Origin of the sequence: Erwinia sp. V71, assembly GCF_965644245.1 — a bacterium.
GTDB lineage: Bacteria > Pseudomonadota > Gammaproteobacteria > Enterobacterales > Enterobacteriaceae > Erwinia.
On record NZ_CBFFRK010000008.1, the window covers coordinates 1 to 19229 of the forward strand.

The 19229-nt window shown below is 59.1% G+C and carries 11 protein-coding genes and 1 tRNA gene; all 12 read right to left on the reverse strand.

What is annotated here, in order from left to right:
* Window positions 1-45 precede the first annotated feature (45 nt).
* Window positions 46-762 carry a DUF6387 family protein gene (locus ACSZO1_RS03025; protein ID WP_437609391.1) on the reverse strand — a complete coding sequence of 239 codons (717 nt, stop codon included), beginning with the start codon at window positions 760-762 and terminating at the stop codon, window positions 46-48.
* Between the two features lie 196 nt (window positions 763-958).
* A tRNA-Thr gene (locus ACSZO1_RS03030) sits at window positions 959-1034 on the reverse strand.
* Window positions 1035-1213: 179 nt separating this feature from the next.
* Window positions 1214-3346, reverse strand: coding sequence for an HlyD family efflux transporter periplasmic adaptor subunit (locus tag ACSZO1_RS03035; RefSeq protein WP_437609393.1), 2133 nt, complete (start codon window positions 3344-3346; stop codon window positions 1214-1216).
* A gap of 3 nt (window positions 3347-3349) precedes the next feature.
* Window positions 3350-4681 (reverse strand): efflux RND transporter periplasmic adaptor subunit, encoded by a 1332-nt coding sequence (locus ACSZO1_RS03040; RefSeq protein WP_437609395.1) that lies wholly within the window; start codon window positions 4679-4681, stop codon window positions 3350-3352.
* Complete coding sequence (locus tag ACSZO1_RS03045; RefSeq protein WP_437609519.1) at window positions 4671-5432, reverse strand: efflux RND transporter periplasmic adaptor subunit; 762 nt, start codon at window positions 5430-5432, stop codon at window positions 4671-4673. Before ACSZO1_RS03045 ends, ACSZO1_RS03040 begins: the two co-directional genes overlap by 11 nt.
* Window positions 5433-5440: 8 nt before the next feature.
* Window positions 5441-7159, reverse strand: a complete 1719-nt coding sequence (locus ACSZO1_RS03050) for a TolC family protein (protein WP_437609521.1) — start codon at window positions 7157-7159, stop codon at window positions 5441-5443.
* Window positions 7160-7197: 38 nt separating this feature from the next.
* Window positions 7198-14676 carry a putative Ig domain-containing protein gene (locus tag ACSZO1_RS03055; RefSeq protein WP_437609396.1) on the reverse strand — a complete coding sequence of 2493 codons (7479 nt, stop codon included), beginning with the start codon at window positions 14674-14676 and terminating at the stop codon, window positions 7198-7200.
* 38 nt (window positions 14677-14714) lie between these two features.
* Window positions 14715-16298 carry a TadE/TadG family type IV pilus assembly protein gene (locus ACSZO1_RS03060; protein ID WP_437609398.1) on the reverse strand — a complete coding sequence of 528 codons (1584 nt, stop codon included), beginning with the start codon at window positions 16296-16298 and terminating at the stop codon, window positions 14715-14717.
* Window positions 16291-16887, reverse strand: coding sequence for a TadE/TadG family type IV pilus assembly protein (locus ACSZO1_RS03065; protein ID WP_437609401.1), 597 nt, complete (start codon window positions 16885-16887; stop codon window positions 16291-16293). The genes ACSZO1_RS03060 and ACSZO1_RS03065 overlap by 8 nt, the downstream gene beginning before the upstream one ends.
* Window positions 16880-17389, reverse strand: a complete 510-nt coding sequence (locus tag ACSZO1_RS03070) for a TadE/TadG family type IV pilus assembly protein (protein ID WP_437609403.1) — start codon at window positions 17387-17389, stop codon at window positions 16880-16882. The genes ACSZO1_RS03065 and ACSZO1_RS03070 overlap by 8 nt, the downstream gene beginning before the upstream one ends.
* Complete coding sequence (locus ACSZO1_RS03075) at window positions 17386-18234, reverse strand: tetratricopeptide repeat protein (protein ID WP_437609405.1); 849 nt, start codon at window positions 18232-18234, stop codon at window positions 17386-17388. Before ACSZO1_RS03075 ends, ACSZO1_RS03070 begins: the two co-directional genes overlap by 4 nt.
* A gap of 28 nt (window positions 18235-18262) precedes the next feature.
* Window positions 18263-19222 (reverse strand): type II secretion system F family protein, encoded by a 960-nt coding sequence (locus tag ACSZO1_RS03080; protein ID WP_437609407.1) that lies wholly within the window; start codon window positions 19220-19222, stop codon window positions 18263-18265.
* Window positions 19223-19229 lie beyond the last annotated feature (7 nt).

Genomic DNA, 19229 nt, shown 5'->3' on the forward strand with positions numbered 1-19229 from the left:
GTTCCGGCAGCCTTCAGTGGTCTTTGCAGAGTTAAGACAGGCGGCTTAGCGTTGCACTTCGAACTTGAATCCGCCGAAGTTGATCAGCTTTTGGATCATAACCTCACCAAAACCATAGGAAGGGAGCTTTGGTGATTCTACTTCCATCACCTTTCGCCATTGTGGCAGCAAATGAGTGATTGAACCTACGATCTGACTATCCGTTGAGGTTCCTAAATCGATTTGCAGGTAGATCAGTCCCTTGGCCTTCTTTATCCGGCGTTCCCACATGTTTTTAAGCACAGGATCAATCTCACGACCTGTGTTGGCTGATTTTTTAGCCACTTTTGTTAAACTTTCCAGATTAAATCGAGTAAACGACATTTCAAGCATGTCTGTTTGTTCTGGTGCCAGGGTATTGTGCTTGTCGGATTGCACACCCGCCACTTTTTTGATATTGCGTATCAACAAATTTACCCGCTTAACTGTAAGCGGCTTTACATGAAAATCATCAAGTAAATCCTCTGACTCAATGAAATTGACATTTTTGATAAGTATCGGGTTACCACCAAAAATCAGCTTTTCCTGACTCTTGTTCACATCTGGCAGCAACCACTCAGCATCCGGGGACTCAGCCGCTTCCTGATAGCGTTCATGCATTTCACGCCTAAGAACAAACTCATAGTACAGTTCCCAGAGGGTCAGGTCTTTCAGCGCCAGATAGTTGCCCGGTTTAAACCACCTGGTCAACTCTACCTTTTGTTTTTGGGTTATCTTTGGCATCAACGATCTCATGATCAACAGACAGGCAGCCACTATATGCAACAACCGGATTTCAGCCAAGGGTCAAAGGCTAACGCTTTCAGGAGGGGAGGTTATGATAAGGAGCTATACCGTGCTAAATAAGTACGCCAGTAAGTACGCGAGAGGGTAAACGGGAAGATTTTATGACAGAGGATTTCGTAACTCATTGATTTTATGGTGCCGATAATAGGAGTCGAACCTACGACCTTCGCATTACGAATGCGCTGCTCTACCAACTGAGCTATATCGGCGTTGAGACGGGATACTACGGGGCAATACGTTAAGAAAAACCCTCTGGTGAGTCAAGGCCTTGCCGCGCCGGATGCTGGATTTATCACCATCCCACCTTCCCGTGAGCACAATTACCTAAATCCAGCCCAAACGCTTTCACCAGCCACAACACCAACGCCGCCCGCACACCATAACCGCCTTAAAACGACAACTCCCGAATCAGCACCGCCCTTACCCGCTGCCACAAGCGTATTGCCAGACTCTGCGATTCACCCTGCAATGCCACCGTACCGGTCAGCACCTGTTGTGACGCAACACTGTCTGCGGGCAATTTCAGCACCACGCGATACACAGCCTGCTCCGGCGGCAGCTTCTCTTGTCCGCCATTCAGCGTCGCCACCGGCCCGCCATACAGTGATGCCAGTTCCGCCAGCGGACGCATATCGCGCAGCGCAGTACGCTCAATCTCCACCACCGTCACGTCATACCCGGCACGTGAGGTATCCCGCGGATAGAAGGTTCCGCTATCCCCCACGTGCAGTCGCCGCCAGTCCTGCTCGGAGACCAGCGCTTCGACCAGCCCGCCCTGCGGACCCGTCAGCGTGCCCAGCCATTCGCCCTGCGGCAGCCAGTCACCCGCGGAGAGCGGCATCATCTGATCCGCCATCACACCGCTAAATGGCGCGCGCACGCTTAGTGCCTGTTGCTGCTGATCCAGCACCTGATAGCGCTGGCTGGCGGCCTCGCGTTCCTGACGAATACGCTGATGATCCTGCGCCGCACGGCGATTCAGCAGCTGATACTCCTGCTGCCAGGCCAGGGTTTGCAGTTGCCGTGCCAGTTGCTGACGCTGATGGGTCTCACCATCGGCCTGCAGGGTAAACAGAATTTGCCCCTGGGTAACCTGCTCGCCCGGCCGCACCTGAATATGCTGCACCCGTCCGGCCAGCGGCATATAGAAGCTGTGTTGCTGGTCGGCACGCAGCAGAGCAGGTGCATACACCGTGCGCTGCCACGGCAGCAACAGAATCAGCAGCGCCAGCGTAACGCTGCTGAGGGTTATCACCAGATGGCGATTCATGCGGTAATCCTTACGTCGTTTGGTCCATTCGCGCAGTTCATTCCACACTGGCAGCAGGACAAACCAGCCAATCTCCACCGCAAACAACAGCATACCGAGCAGCTTAAACGCCATGTGATACACCAGCAGCGCGATGCCGGTGAACAGAAACAGGCGATAAACCCAGGTGGCAAAGGAGTAGGCCAGCAGCGTGCGTTGCAGCCAGCGCGGCCAGAACTCTGGCGGCTGATCGCCAAGGCCAAACAGCCATTCACGCAGTTTCCAGCGCGCCAGCGCAAAGGCGCGTGGTTGCAGGTTGGGTACGCCAAGTGCATCGGACAGCAGAAAATAGCCGTCGAAGCGCATCAGCGGACTGAGGTTAATCAGCAGCGTCATAATCCAGGTGGTGGTCGCCAGCATAAACGCCGCGCTGCGCCACATGCCGTCGGGCAGAAAGCTCCACGCCAGCGTCGCCCAGGCGGCCAGCGCCAGTTCGACCATCATGCCCGCTGCGCCAATCGTCAGTCGCTGCTGGCGGCGTGGCAGTTTCCACGATGCCGAGGTGTCGGTATACAGCACCGGCATCAGCACCAGAAACGCGACGCCGAGCGTCGGGACGCGGGCGCCATAGCGGGTACAGGTAAAGGCATGGCCGAGTTCGTGCAGGCATTTGGTGAATACCAGTGTTGCCCCGGCCAGCAGCGCTCCTTCAAGCGTGAAGAAGTGCAGAAAAGTATGCAGAAAAGTTTGCCACTGACGGCTGGCGAACAGAAGTCCGGTGGCCCCAGCCGTCAGTGTCGCCAGCCAAAAGGGGCGGCGGTAAAAAAGCTCCACCCATGGCAGCATACGCTGTAACCAGCGATGCGGATGGAGCAAAGGAACACGTAAAAACAGGTAGTTATGCAGCAGCCAGCGCCACCAGACGCTTTTGCCCTGCTCTTTCTGACGCACAAATTCACGCAGCTGGTCATCGCCCGCGCCATGCGTCAGCGCATGCTGCTGCAGGAAACGGCTGAACGCATTCACGTCCTCTGCGCCAATCTCCAGCGGCATACGGCGATTCACTTCGGCGATCAGCTGCTGCCGGTCGCCAAGCGACCAGCGCGACAGCAGCGCCATCTCCAGCCAGCCGAGGCGAAAGAAGCGCCCGCGCAGCGGATCTTCCAGCGTCCAGCTCGGTGAACCATCCCAGTTCGCAGGGCCGCGATGCAGGATCAGTTCCTCACGCAGCGGCAGCAGGCGCGTTGTCTGCGCGTCAGGCATCGCCGTCATCGGTTACACTCCCAGCCAGACACGCAGCGCCGACCACGGTTTACGCAGCAGCCAGGCAATCAGCACCGTGCGTTCACCATAGATTTTGGCGCTGCCTTTCAGGCCAATTTGCAACAGAGCATCCGGCTGCAGGAAACGCGCGCGCAGCTTATACGCCATAATGTTGTCCGGCGTTAACGCCGCGCGGTAGCCCATCTGCTGCAGCTCCGCCTGCTGTGAGACATCCGGCGCGACGTTGAGGAACAGCCGCACGTCCGCGCCTGTCGTCAGGGCGATGGCATCGGCAGCAGGCAGCTGGATCTCCAGTTCGCTCTCCTGCGGATTCGCCACCTGCATAATGCGCTCGCCCACCGACACCGGACGTCCCAGCAGATCGCTGACATCATCAAAGATCGCCACGCCGTCGCGTGGCGCGGTCAGTTCGGTTCGCGCCAGCTGCGCCTGCAGAAACGCCATATCAGCACGGCCCTGCTCGCGACGGCTGGCCAGCACTGCCAGCTGCGCTTTCGCATCGGCATCACTCAGCGCCATCTGCTGCGCCTGGCGGTATTCCGCATCGCTGGCGGCAAACTGCTGGCGCGCGCTTTCCAGCTGATTGTGTAACTCACGCGAGTCGAGGCGCAGCAGAACGTCGCCACGCTTTACCTGCTGGTTAGGGCGTACCACAATCTCATCAATCACCCCAGCCAGCGGTGCGCGCACCAGTGACGGGCGATGCGCCACCACTTCGGCTGGAGCAATCACCGACTGGCGAACCGGAATCAGCATCACCACCAGCAACAGCACCAGTGCGGCGATCACCCAGCGGCGGTTGGGGCGCGGGCGGCGTGTGCGACGGCTGGCTGTCAGGCTGCGCCAGGCGTGGCCGTAAGCGCCCGCCAGCTCTTTCAGCAGCAGCACCTCACTCTCTTCCCACAGCTGGTCGCGCAGTAACAGCAGCGCCAGATTGTCCGCGCCTTCCAGCGGCAGCCACAGGCCACAGGCGGGCAGATACTCCTGCCATAACGCGCGATCCGTGGCATCAAGCTGGCTGGCATCCAGTCGCTGCGGCTGCGCATATTGCTGCTGCCACTGGCCGCACAACCGCGCCATTTCACGGCAAAACGGGGCATGGTGGTCCAGCGTGGCGATACCGGACGCGGCACCCAGCTGCTTGTTATCATCCTGCCACAACAGCGCCTGGCGATATGGCAACAGGCGATGGCTTTCGTTGACCATAAAGAACGCCAGTTCGTCAGCGCTCTCCAGCGTGCGTACCCGCCCCTGCAGGCGCAGCAGTTCGCTGAGCAGGCGCAGCCGCGCGTCGTTTTCTGGCTGAGGCGAATTACTGTGCATTAGCCGTCGTATCCTGTGACGCAGGGGCGTCGAAATGCGCCACACCGCTCATGCCCGGCAGCAAACCGTTATCATGACCGTCAATCTGACCAAACACTTTTACCGACTGGCTGACCGCATCCACCGCAGAGGAGAGACGCGAGATCTTCGCCGGATAACGTTGCCCGGTTTCATCCAGCGTGACGCTGAACGGCGAGTCGGCACGCAACCAGCGCAGCCAGCGCGACGGCACAATCATCTCCAGTTCGAACGCGCTGTCGTCGTAAATCGTCAGCAGCGGTTTGCCTTCCGGCACCGTTTCCCAGTTACGAACCAGCGTTTCGGTAACACGGCCGGAGAACGGCGCTTTGATGGTGCAGCGCTCCAGCATCGCGCGGTTCACCCCGCTTTCCGCCTGCGCCATGCTGACCGCCGAACGGGTCTGCTCCACTTCGGAGATGCTGATCGAGTTCAGCTTGTCGAGACGGTTGGCAATCGCCAGCTTTTTACGCGCCGCCTGTTCACTGGCACTGGCGTAGTTCAGCTTCTCTTTCAGCACCGCGCAGTCAAAGCTCAGCAGCACCTGTCCCTGTTTAAAGCGATCACCCTCTTTCACGGCAAGGCTGGTGATACGGGCGGCAATACCGCTGGAGAGCGTGGTCTGATGCACCGCGCTCAGCTGAACGCGGATCGGCTCCTGCTCTGCCTCCTGCGCCAGCGCGCGATCGGCAAAGGTCATCATCAGTGCCAGCAGCAGCGGGCGGGCAAGCATTGCGCGTTTCACTGCGCGCCTCCGGAGAGGGAATTCAGGCTGCCCCAGTTATCGGACGCCACGGCATACGGCTGTGGTTTGGTCGTTGCAGGCGGCACCGGTTTTAACGGCGTGGCGCTGGCAAAAGCATTGTTGCTGAGCGCAGAAGGCTGCCCGGCCGTGACTCTGCCTGTCGGCACATTCAGCGCCGGTATCGCCACCGCACCGTTTTCAATCTGCTGGCTGGCGCGGGCGATGGTGTTGCTCAGCGCCGCCAGGCTGGTGTCACTGACGCGGTCCGGCAGCATATCCAGACCGGACGCCTGATACACGCTGCCCAGCGCATTCTGCATCGCCGCATAGCTGCGGTCGCGCGCGCGGGTGGTGAGAATGGTTTCCGTGCTGACGCGCACCTGTTCCATCTGCGTTGCGGCCTGGTTGTGGTAGCTGAGATCGGTCTGGCGATAAATGCCCTGCTGAATCCGCGCCAGCTCCTGGTAGCGGCTAAACATCTGCACGCTGCTCTGGTACTCCTGCCAGGCGACGTTGACCTGCGCCAGCACCGCCATGCGCATCGCCTGACGGCGGGTTTCCGCCAGTGTTTCCGCTGATTCACCGGCACGTTTGACCGATGACCAGGCGAAGACATTCAGCAGGTTACCGCTGACCTGCATCCCGGCGCTGGCCCAGCCATGGTTCACCAGATAGCTGTTGCTGTCGCCGTTGACACCGGCAAACAGACTGACGCCAGGCAGCAGGCGCAGCAGTGAACGACGGGTTTCCAGCACCGCGTTACGCGCCTGATAGCTCTCTTCGCGGATCTCCGGACGGCGCACCATCGAGACATTCTCCAGGTCGCCCAGCGTATAACGCATTTTTGGTGTTTTCAGGCTGCTTTCGTCCGGCACCACCAGGCTGAAGTCGCTGGCTGGCGGCAGGTTCATCAGTGCCGCCAGGCGCGATTTCGCCAGTGCCAGATCGCTGTCGACCACTTCCAGCTGACGCACCATTTCCAGCATATTTTTCTGGAAACGCAGCGCATCGACAGGCGCCAGCAGACGCTCGCGTTCGGTCTGACGCGCATACTCCAGCGACTGACGCGCTTCGCCCAGCGCACGCGTCACTTCCGGCTTCAGACGCTGAGCCGTTGCGGCTTCCCAGTATGCCGTACGCACCTGACGGGTGATATCAGCCACCACTTTGCGGCGACGCTCTTCCGCTGCCAGCGTCTTGTTCGCCTGCATCCGCGCATTGACATAGCTGATACCAAAGTCGAGCACGTTCCAGCTCATGGTCAGATCGCCGCTGCGCGAGGTTTGATCCTGACTGGTGGAGGCTTCCAGTGACTGCTGACCGGTGGTTACCGACTGGCTGCTGGAACCGGCGACGTTATCGCGTGTCTGCAGTCCGGCGCGCGCCGCCAGCTTCGGCAGCATATCCAGCCGCGCCACGTCGCGCAGATCGTCCTCCATCGCCTGTTCCATCAGCGCCACGCGCTGCGCCAGGTTATATTTCAGGGCACGGGCAATCGCTTCATCAAGCGTGATATTGCCGCGCACCGGCTCCTGATCCGCAAACATGGTGGTGCGATCGCTCATCGCCTGCGCCACCTGTTCCTGCGCCGTCATCGGTTCAGGCGCGACAGCGCATCCCGCCAGTAATGTGCAGGCCAGCGCCACCGACAGGCTCAGGCGACGTGGTGCGCTGATGGCGGCAAGCGGAGAGAAGTGTGCTGAGGTCAGTCCCATCGTATTGAATGTTGTCATTTTTTAAATTGTTATCCCTGTTAATCCTGTGCCAGCGCACTCAGCGCCTGCAGCAAATCGTCACTGTCGCCGCGCAGGGCGGCCAGCGAGTGTGAAATACCCTGGTTAAAGGCCAGCGCATCGGCTGGCCGTGCGCTGGCAGTCACGGTTGCTGCCGTGATATCAGGCGCATGTGGCGTAACAACGCTGGTACTGTCGGTGGTGTAATGCAGGCTGGCGTCACTGGCGCTGGCCGTGGTCACCGCACGGCCATCGCGCAGTGTCAGCACCAGCGCAGGCGCACCATCGGCGCGTTGCAGGCGCAGCTGAATCTGCCCGCTGCGGGCGGCATCGGCACTGCTGATGCGCAGTTCGCCGCGTCGGGCGTCAAACTGAATCCATGCCGGTAACGGACGTCCGTTCGCCAGCTGTACCGCCACAAAGCCAGAGCCGGACTGTAATCCCTGCGGCAGACGGAACACCTGCTGATCGTTGCCGCTGTCCTGCCAGACGCCAGACCAGGCGGTGGTACGTGCCAGCCGGTCGCTGTCAGCACTGCGCGTGGTGAAATTCACCCTCTCCAGCGCCGGCATCAGGCTGCTCATCACTAGCGTCAGCGCCCATGGTGTTTCCTGATAATTCAGCGCGCCGCTCGCCAGCACCGTACCGCCTGTCGCGGCAACGGTGTTGAAGGCCGCCCCTTCTGCGACGCCAGCAGGCGCAATCGGTGCGCCTGGCATCGCCGCAGGACGCGGCGGTGGCGGTGCATCGGCTCGCCAGAAGCGTTCGTCGTCGCGATTGTCTTCAGCGGTAAACTGTGGCGGTCGTGGCAGAATCACTGGCCCTACGCCACCGTTAGTGCTCTGCGGCTGGACAATATTCAGCACCAGCGTGCGGCTGAAGCTGGCGCCCCAGGCATCGGTGACGGTCAGCACCAGGCTGTAGCGCCCGGCTGCCAGATCGCCGCTCAGGGTATGGGTCTCCGCATCAAAGCTCAGGCCGTCCGGCAGGCTGGCAAACTGCCAGCTCAGCGCGTCGCCATCGGCATCCACAAACAGGCTATCCGCCAGCACGATATTGACCGGCTCACCGACAGGCTGACTGAAGGTGGTGCTACCCTCTCCGGCCTGCGGTGCCGTATTAACATGGATGGTCAGCTCGCGGCTGGCCGTTGCACCATCGCCGTCAGTGACGCTGATGGTCAGGGTATATTCCCCTGCGGTAGTTGCCGCGCCGCTGATGGTGCGGGTCGTGGCATCGAAGGTATAACCCGCTGGCAGGCCGCTGACAGCCCATTGCAGATCGTCGCCATCGAGATCGCTGAACAGATCTTCCGGCAGTGTCAGGCTGACCGGCACACCTTTGGTTACCGTGGCAGGCTGATAGTCACTGTCCGTGGTCTGTGGCGCATGGTTGATGGTCAGCGTGCGCTGCCAGCTGCTGCTGGTCAGCTGTCCGTCACTGGCCGTAACCGACAGGGTCACCTGACTACCGGTGCTGAGGTTGGTGTTGCTGTAGGTCAGGCTGGCGAGCACGTTATTGGCGGTTGCCGTGGTGACGCCATCGGCAAAGGTCACGGTGAGTACGCCATCCTGCTGCGTGACCGTGCCGATGACCGTGCCGTTATCCAGCAGCTGACCGTTGTCATCCAGCGTCAGCTGGCTGTCGGCGCTAAAACTAAAACTGCCCAGTCCGCTATCATCTTTCACGGTAATGCTGGCGCCGCCATAGTTGCCTGCGCCATTGTTCAGACCGTCGAGCACTTTATCGGACAGTACAACCCCGTCGGTAAAGCTGCTGCTCGTGCCACCGCCGACGGTGTAACGCAGTTCGTCAGAAGCCGGGATCAGGCTGGCAACCTGACTGCCGCTGATAATCAGTGCACCATCGCTGCTGGTCTGAATCGACGTCGCACCGCTCAGTGCAGCGTAATCTGCGCTGCTGTAGGTTTTGCTCAGCGACAGCACACCCGCACTGCTGATGCTGTACACCTGCAGACTGCCCTCAGCCAGCAGCACATATAGTTCGGTGTTATCTGCCGACAGCGCCAGCGCATTCACCGTGCCGATATTTTCCAGCGTATCGACCTGCAGCAGTTTGCCGCTGCTCTGGTTAAAGGCGTAGATATTCAGGTTACCGTTGTTGATCACATAGATCTGGCTGCCATCGTCACTGACGGTGATTGTCGTCGGTGCACTGAGATCCATGGTGGCGCCACTGGCATCGGTACGGCTGTCATACAGTGAAGCGACCAGTTGCAGAGTGCCATCTTCCTGCCGCTGATAGACAAGCAGCGAATTGGGCGATCCGGCATACACCGGATCGGTAATCACATACAGGTAGCTGCCTGCCGTTTCCAGCGCCAGAGGCGAGAACAGATAAGGCTCACTACTGTCGTAACTTATCTGCTGTACTTCAGTCAGTTTCCCCGTCGTGGCATCACGGCTAAACACCGTCAAACCACTCCATTCATCAATCACGTACAGACTGCTGCCATCACTGGATAACGTAATCGCCTTTATGTTCCAGATGGTATGTGATTCCAGCAGTGTCAGAGCGCCATCAGTTGCCCGACTAAAGACAGACAGACTGTTATCACTGGTGCTGGTGATAATCGCCGTCAGGCCATCACTGGTCAGGGTGATGCTGCTGATGCTGCCCAGCCCGGTACTCATATTGCCGGACCAGGTGAGTTCGCCGGTGGTGGTGTCGCGGCTGAACAGTGCCACGGTGCCGCTGCCATCCGTGACATACAGGCTGGCACCATCGGCGGAGAGAACCGTCTGGGTAAGGGTACCCAGGCCACTCACCGCACTCAGACTGTCCGCCAGCTCCAGCAGATTGTTTTCTGTCGCCACCAGTTTCGGCGGCATATCCTGCGCCTGCAGGGTGATGGTGGAGGTGATACTGAACGTGCTGCTGTCGCTGCTGCCGTTTTCGGTACCGCCGCTGTCACGCACCTGCGTCAGCGCCACTGTGTGTGTACCGCTATAGGCATCGCTGTTGCCGTAGGCAATACCGTCCACCAGCGTTTGCGCGGCGGCAGTCGTCATACCGTCCAGGCTGGTGATCTCCACGGTCGCCACTCCATCGCTGACGGAGACGCTGATCACCAGACTGTTGTTAGTGATCACCCGCACACCGTCGGTGAGCGATACGGTTTTCCCGTCAATCACCAGATAGTCGCTTTCACCACTGACCAGCCCGGACACGGTCAGCGTCAGGCCGAGAATGGTTTGCCCGGATTCGATGGTGTCGATCACCGTGTCTTTAAAGACCGTGACAGTGGCGGAAGTATCGCTGTAGGTTGGGTTCGTCGCCTGGCTGCTCAGCTCGGGCGCGTCGTTAACCTGGGTGACTTTTACTGTCACGGCTTGACTGGTAGTAACGTACTGGTCGCTGATACTGACCGTCATGGCCAGCGTTTCCGCCGGTGTCTTCGTGCTGCTCTGCCAGCTGATCTGATGCAGTACCTGATTTGCCACCGCCGTGGTGACATCAGCGGTAAAGGTGACGGTCAGCTTGCCGTCGGTTTCACTGAAGGTGGCAATCTCAACGTCATTGAGATAAATCTTCCCATCTTTCAGCGTCAGACCGTTGCCTTCCACCAGGCTATAGCTGTCAGCGCTGGTATCATCACCGTCACGTGCGATGGTGATGGTTGCGCCGTTGTAGTTACCCGCCCCGCTGTTCGCGGCATCGTAGTCGACATCGGACAGCACCAGCTGGCTGGCGATCAGTGTGCTGCTGCCTTCGGTCCAGCTGACTTCAATCGCTTCGGCGGAACCACTGAACTGGCGCAGGCCATTGATATAGCGTGAGCCGCCATACACGGATTTGCCATCTGGCGACACGGTCAGCGTGACCAGCGCGCCACTGGCTTTCAGTGTGGTACGCAGCGTCACATTGCCATCACTGCCGATGTCATAAATCGCCATCACAGCACCATTGGAGCCGATGTACAGCGCGCTGCCGTCGTCAGAGATAGCAATCGACCAGCTGAAATTATTGTTCAGATCGCTGTAGGTGCTGCGCGAAGAGACCAGGCTGATGCTATTACTGTCAGCGTCATAGTGCAGCACCGTCAGATAAGCGTTAGTGCCGGTCATCACATACAGATAGCCATCCTGAGAAACCACCATCGAAGAGTAAGGGCCATTGAGGCCACTGCTGCTGGACAATGTCCCGGCGCTGCTGGTATTACCGTCTTTATCAGTCCAGGTCAGCGCGGTGCCAGAACGGGTCAGTTTACCGGCCAGCGTGAGGGCACCGTTGCTGTCAGGGGTATAGACATTAATCGCGCCGCTGCTGCTAAATACATACACCGTGCCATTGCCATCCACGCCCAGACTGAGCGCGCTGGTGATATCGCTGAAGCTTTCCTGCACAGTCAGTTTGCCGTCACTGTCGACGCTGTAGCGGTACAGTCCGGTGCTGCTCATGGCATACACGCTGCTGCCATCCGCTGACACCTTCAGTTGTGTCACGGTTGCAACCACTTCGGCACTGGAGATCAGTGTCAGTTTGCCGCTGTCGGCATCCAGGCTGAAGGACTGCACCACCGCTTTGCCACTGCTGTTGGTGCCGGAAAGATACAGCGTCGAACCATCTGCGGAGAAAACGGCATTAGTGGTGCCCGTCAGGCCATCAACCTCAATGCCGTTACTGTCATTGCCATCGTCTGCCGTGCCCTGGGTATAGGTGGTTTGCAGGGTCAGTTCACCGCTGCTGGTATCACGACTGTAGATGCTGACATAGATAGTACCGCTGTAGTTACCACCGGTACTGCCCACCACCACCAGCGTTTCTCCGTCCGCCGAAATGGTCATATTGCCGATATAGTAGCTGTAGCCACTCAGCGAGCCATCGCTGCTGTACACCAGTGTACTGGCTTCCGGATTCAGGGCTGGCGCGGTGTTATCCATTTCAGCCTGAGTGATCACCCGCAGCGCGACCTCTGCCTCCGCGGTTTTGCCGGATTCATCGGTCACCGTAATGGTAATCACACTGTCACCCAGCGTCGTCGCTGTGCCGCTGATGGTCAGCGTCGCGGCATCAAAGGTCAGCCCGTCCGGCAAACCACTCACCTGCCAGCTCAGGCTGTCGCCATACACCGCATCAGGATCGCTGAACATCGAAGCGTCCAGTTTCAGGCTGTAGGTTTCGCTGATAACCGCAGAGGTCAGCGCGGTCGGTGCCGTGTCACTCTTCACCGGATCACGGTTATCAATCTGCTCGACCGTCATCTCCAGCGAGGTGCTGGACGTTGCGCCAGAGGTATCTTTGACGGTGATTGTCAGGGTAAAACTGCCCGTTTCAGTAGTCGAACCGGAAATGGTGCGCGTTTCCGCATCAAAGGTCAGGCCATCAGGCAGCCCGGTGACCGTCCAGGTGAGGTTATCGCCGTCGCTGTCTTTAAAGAGTTCCGGCAGCACTTCGCTGTAGCCCGTCTCCGAAGTGGCAACCGGCAGGGTGTAGCCGTCCACCACACTCTCATCCAGCGCAGGTACCTGGTTAACGCGAACCGAGACCGTCTGCGTCTGGCTGTCCAGCTGACCGTCATTCGCGACCACAGTCAGCGTCACCAGCGCGGTACTGACGCCGCTGCTGGCCCACAGTACCTGATGCAGCACCTGGTTAGCAGTCTCGGTGCTGACGTCGGCGGTAAAGGCAATCGTCACGCTGTTGCCGCTGGTGACAAAGCTGCCAATCTCCACACCATCCAGCAGTAACTGCGTGCCACTGACGCTCAGTCCATTGGCATCCTGCAGGGTAAACTGGCTGTTGCTGTCGTCACTGGCGGTAATGGTAATACTGGCACCAGCATAGTTGCCCGCGCCACTGTTCAGTACATCGGAATTGCTGTCCGCCAGCGTCAGCGTTTCCGCCACCGCAATCGCATCAGAACCGACGGTATAGCTCAGCTCAGAGCTGTAGCGTTCGATGCTGTTGCCGCCCACCACCAGCAATGAGGTGCCCGATACCACCAGTGCCAGGCTGCCGCCAGTCGTCTGGCTGGCAATCTCGGTCAGTGCGCCGTCGCTGCCGATTTTATAGCGATACAGCGTGCCGTCGCTGGTGCTGACATACAGCTGACCGTTGTCGCTGCTGATAGCAATATCGCTGGCCGAATCAACAGTACGGCTGTCGATCTGCGTCAACTGCGAACCATCGAAACGCCAGGTGACCAGCTCACCCGTCACCGTATTCAGGGTGTAAACCTTGCTGCCGTCACTGCTGACCGCCAGCTGGTACAGCGACTCATAGTCAGACTGCGAGCCGTAAGGCAGATTATCCACCACCACCAGTTTGGTGACGCCATCCACCACCGTGCGCTGCAACACGGTTAATGAGGTGCTGCCACGCGCCATCACAAACAGATAATCGCCCGCAACCGCGATCCCTGCCGAGCGGTCGGTGTTTTCGGTAAAGCGGGACTCTTCGACCTGCGTCAGCGTGCCGTCGCTGGCAATGTCGTAAACATAGATGCCGTTCCATTCAGAGCTGATATACAGGTTTTTGCCATCGCTGCTGAGGGCAATATTGACCGAGGTGTCACCAATGCCATCGGTACTGGTCAGGCTGACTTTGCCATCACTGTCACGGCTCAGGGTCATCACCGAACTGCCATACAGCAGATACACCGCGTTATCGCCGACGGCGATACCGTTAATCACCGCGGGATCATAATCATCTTCACTGGCCGCAGGGATAAGTCCGCTGAGGGTCTGAATTTTCGTCAGTCCGCCAGTATCAGAAACCGCATACACCAGCACCGTGCCGTCACTGCTGGCGACATAGGCAAAGTTACCGTCAGAGGAGTAACCGACCTGCGTCGCGCTGTCTGCCAGGTCGGCGACAGTCAAATCATCGCGCAGCGCTAAGTCAGCGGTGTAGTCGACGCTGGGGGCGAGATTTTTATTGTTGTCGATGGTAACGGTAGCGCTGATATCCAGCGCCGTTGTGTCACTGTCATCGGCAATACTTTTCAGCGTCACCGTCACCTCACCACTGCTGACATCACTGTCCAACGCGCGATAGCTGATGCCATCAATCAGCGTTTCGACCATTTGCGGCGTGGCCTCAGCATTGTTGCTGAGAAACAGTGTGATGGTGGTTTTGCCATCTGCCACATCGACATTGTAAGAGTAGTGGCTGTTGTCTGTTTCCTGGGTGGCCGAGGTGGTGGTCAGCGCAATACTGGTGCCATCAATGACCAGCGCCTGGTTGGTGCCGGTGGTGCTGACAGTCACCACCAGTTTGGTGATTTCATTACCTTCACTGTCAGCAGACACATCGGCATTGCTAAACAGATGGGCATCCGCACCGACCACACCGTTTTTATCGATGGTATATACCGCATCGCTGGCCGGGGTGGCGGTGGCATCAGGCGCGGTGGTGGCCGTCGCCTGGGCATCAGCGACCTCAGTAGCCGTGGCGACAGCGGCGGCATCAAACATCATGCGCGGTTCCAGCGCCAGCGTCTGGCTCCAGGCCGGACGGGTGGATGATTTTTTCATAACTTCACCTAAGAGTGGCAACAGGCCGTCCTGACTGATTACTCAATCAGCCGGACAGAACTGCTGTGCTTGTCGATATCGTCCAGAATGCCGTCCAGCAAATTGCTGATCTGACCTTCTGCCCCGGCAAAACTTGAGCTGTCGGCGAACTTGATATAACCGCCGTCATTTGTCGCGCACACCTGCAGCCCTGGCACCGCGACCTGGCCAAACAGCGTGCGGCCGAAATCCTCCGGATCACCCGGTCGCACACCAATGAAATAGAACAGCACATCGTGATTGCGGAAGCTTTCGCACAGCGATTCGAAACGTCTGGTGGCCGCTTCAATGGCACCGTCTGTGCCCTGTTGCCCGTCACCATCAATGGCTTCGCCAACGTAAGCGTTATAGGCATCGGTATCGAACCAGTCGCCGATGGTATTCGCCATCATCACAATCGCTTTGATATTGCCACTGCCGTTGTCGTTAAAATCGAGCGGGTATTCGCTGTCGCCCCAGCCATCATCACCGCGAAATGCAGGCGACAGTGACATCGCCGCCCAGCCCATCGCAATGGCGTAGTTGACGTTAAACTGCGACTCCATCTGGTCAAGACGGGTGGAAATCTTGTTGAGGTCATCCGTCAGCGGCAATAACGCGGCTGTCGGACAACCTTTATCACCAACGATATAGCGCGTGTCATTGACGCCGGTGGCCTGACCGAAATCAGGGTTAGGGCCGACCCACTCGATAAACGGCATCCAGGTGGCGTTGATCGGCAGGTCATGGCGGTAATGGATCCAGAAACTGTTGGCAGGCGCCTCATCCCAAAAGTAGTTTTCACCCTGATCCAGCCCGCGATACAGACACATGCGTCTGGAGCGCAAATCGGGCATCTGACGGCTGGCAAGATTGGCAATGCCATAGTCGTTATTGCGGAACAGTGAGGTCAGTTCTACGGGGGTTAACGCCTGATTCATCGCCCAGCTGCGGATACGGTCACTCCATCGGTCGGCGTCATACACGCTCACTGACTGGCTGTAAGGCACCAGAGCCAGACGACGATCGGGATAATCCGCCAGGAAATCGGTGGCAAAGTTGTTCCCCAGACGCCGCAGTACCGCCAGTTCAGCATTGGTTTCCGAACTGGTATTCGGTAACACCAGCGCCACTTCGCTCGGCCGGTAGATCACCTCTGCCGTGGAGTAGATTTCATGCTGTTGCCCTTCAACCGCCAGCAGCATCGGTTTGCTGGCGAAGCTGACGGTGACGGTATAAGTGCGACGCGCATTGCTGCTGCGACCTTCGGTAACCGTCACATCCGCGGCATCCAGTTGCTGCACCAGCTCACTGTTCATGCCGAGGTTACTGCGGACATATTGCCATGCCAGCTGCTGGCGCTCCGCAGCGGTGTAGTCACTATTATTTTTGCTTAAGGCTTCACGCCCGACTGCCAGCGCGGCCGCATCGGTGGCGCGTTTGACCTGTGCGGCATCGCCGGTGGTTTGCACGGTATCGATAATGTATGCGCCGGTCAGCAGCAGCCCCATCATGCCCAGCACATAAAACGCGGTACCGGCACCACGCTCCTGACGCCAGAAACGGCGTAACGCATGACGTAACAGTGTCAGTCGCTTATTCATCGTCCTGCTCCAGTCCGGCTTCCGCGGCCAGTGCATCATCCAGCGTCACTGTGCTGCGCGTAACACGGTTTACCGCCGTTGCCTGCAGCATATTGGTCAGCGACAGGCCGCCCAGCAGGTTAATATCCTCGCCCCGGCGACACAGCTCCACCACGATCATGGAAATATTCTCCTCGCCCTTTTCAGCATCCACTTCCGGCAGTTCACCGGGATACGACTCCCCCGCCACCGTCTGATTGTCGGTGCAGATAGTGGTGTTGTTGCCGCGGTTAAGCTGCCAGTAGACATTGCCCGTCTGGCGCACATTGGTAATGGTGAGCTGGTACTCACCGACGCCGGTGTCAGGAAGAGTGGCGTCCAGCAATCCCTGCAGCCCCTGTTCGGTGAGATCTTTTTGCATCGCCAGCACTGACGTAATGGCACCCGCGCGCTGCTCAAGATGCTCGCGTTCCAGTTCGACGGTGACGATATCCGCCACCAGCGCTCCCGCCGCCAGCAGAATCGGGAAGGCGAGCGCGGTTTCGACCGCCACCACGCCACGCTGCTGTTGCAGCAGTTCCCGCCAGCCGCGGCGCAGCCAGTTACTCATCACGCAGCTCCGTGCCAAACACATGTTTGTACTGATAACGGAAGGTGTTACCCAGCGACAGCACCTCCGGTAGCGGCGAGATAAACTCCTTTTTGATCTGTACCGTCACCGACCATACCGGCAGCGTCTGCACATTCTTTTCGCCCTGCTCTTCGTCAGAAATGGTCAGGCCGCCCAGCTCACTCAGGTTGTCGAAATGCAGCACGCTGACCGAAAGATCGTCCTCACTGATATAGCCATAACCGGCATTGACCATACGGCTGCGCAGTTGCTCAGTCATATCGTTGACGTTTTCATTGTTGAGATCGTCAAGGCGGAATGACTGCACCGCTTTATCCAGCGCAACGCTGCCAATACCAATCACCAGACCGATACGCGCCAGTTCAAACAGCATCATTACGCCGACCAGCATCACTGGCGCGAGAAACGCCAGTTCTGTCGAGATCACGCCGCGCCCGGTGCGCCATGCGATGAACGTTGCGCGCCACTTCTGCCGCATCATTGCGTGCTGTCACTCAGGGAGAGTGGCTGAGTGCTGGCCATCAGCAGGGTTTCACTGGCATTGCTGCTTTTTAAGGTTGCCGCCCGCTCACTCAGGCTGGCGATCAGCGTATCGACACGTGAGTCATCGGCCAGCTGGCTCAGCACTTCACGCGCATTGGCTTCGTTGCCCTGATACAGCCACGCCAGTGCCAGATTGAGACGCACCGACGGGTTATTGCGATCGGCGCTGCGCAGCTGGTTAATGGCACGCTCTGGCTGACCACTTGCCAGCCACGAGAGCGCCAGGTTATTGATGACCGCAACATTGCCCGGTTCGCTGGTCAGCGCCTGCTCAAAGCGGCGACGCGCATCGTCATGACGACCCTGCGCATCCAGCAGCACGCCCATACCGTTCAGCGCCGTGGCGTTGCGCGCATCACGGTTCAGCGCACAATCGAAATCTTTCTGCGCCGCAGCGGTACGACCCAGCGCCAGTTCAGCGCGTCCCATGCCGACGCAGATCGCCGTCGCTTCCGTCGCCGACATCTGGGCGACATTGCCGCCCAGCGCATCGCGGGCACGGCCATACAGCGCCAGCGTGTCTGCAGGCTGACGCACCGCGCCCGCCACCGTGGCGTACTCAAGCATTTCCGCACTGCTCAGCTTGCCGCGCACATCAAGACGCGCATATACTTCTGCCGCCGCTTCCAGCCGTCCCTGATCGCGTAACAGACGCGCCAGTTTCAGACCCTCTTCTTTATTGCCTTTCAGCGTCAGACCACTGCTGCTGCAACCCGCCAGCAGCGCGCCGCAGACCGTCACCAGCAGCAGGTGGCGCAGGAAAGATGACGGTGGGTTTTTCATCGACATGTCGTGTTCTCTCGATTCGCGATTAATGGGTTAACAGACGGATCACCCGCAGCAGCGCAGGCGACGCCATAATGGCGATAATGGGTGGCAGGATCAGCGTCATCAGCGGCACACTCAGCTGTGCCGGTAACTTGCCCGCCTTCTCTTCCAGTGTCAGCAGCAGGGTTTTACGGCTCTCATCGGCAATCGTACGCAGCGCCTGCGACAGCGGTGTACCGTAACGTTCAGCCTGTAACAGCGTCGCGACCATGCTTTCGATCTCACTGACACGGGTGCGCTCCGCGAGATGCAGCAGCGCCGTGTTACGATCAGCGAGGATCTGTAATTCCGCAGCGGTGTAGCGCAGTTCGTCGGCCATCTCCGGTGAAGAGAGGCCCAGTTCTTTCGAGACCACCTGCAGCACACGGCCAATGGCCAGACCGGCTTCGGCGCAGACCACCATCAGATCGAGCGCATCCGGCACCGCACGCGCCAGTTTTTCACCCCGGCTGGCGGCACGCAGTTTCAGCCAGGCTTCCGGCAGCAGGCCACCGGCAAAGAAGCCAATCAGCGCCGCCGCCAGCCCGGTAAGCCCGAAGCGGTCCTGCGGCGGTAACATACCCCACACCAGCAGCAGCGCCATCAGTAAACCACTGGCCAGTTTGCCCGCCAGCAGCCAGCCCAGCGCTTCCGTACGGCGGATACCCGCCAGATCAAGCAGGCGGCGCAGTTGCACCCGATCACGATCCGAACCTGCCAGCTGCAGTCCCCAGCGGGCGATCGGTTGCAGGATCTTTTCCAGCCGCGGCGGCAACGCCTTGCCCTGATTACGCAGAATGCTGTCCGGTGCGCCACTGGCGACCGCAGACTCATCGCTCGCCACATGTGCCGCCAGACGCGCGTGCAGCCGCTGCTGCTGCGCCTGTTCACGACTTTTCAGCGCCATACGTACGCCAAACGCGATCAGTAGCAACGCCAGCCACACCACAGGATCTCTGAACATGGTTTCC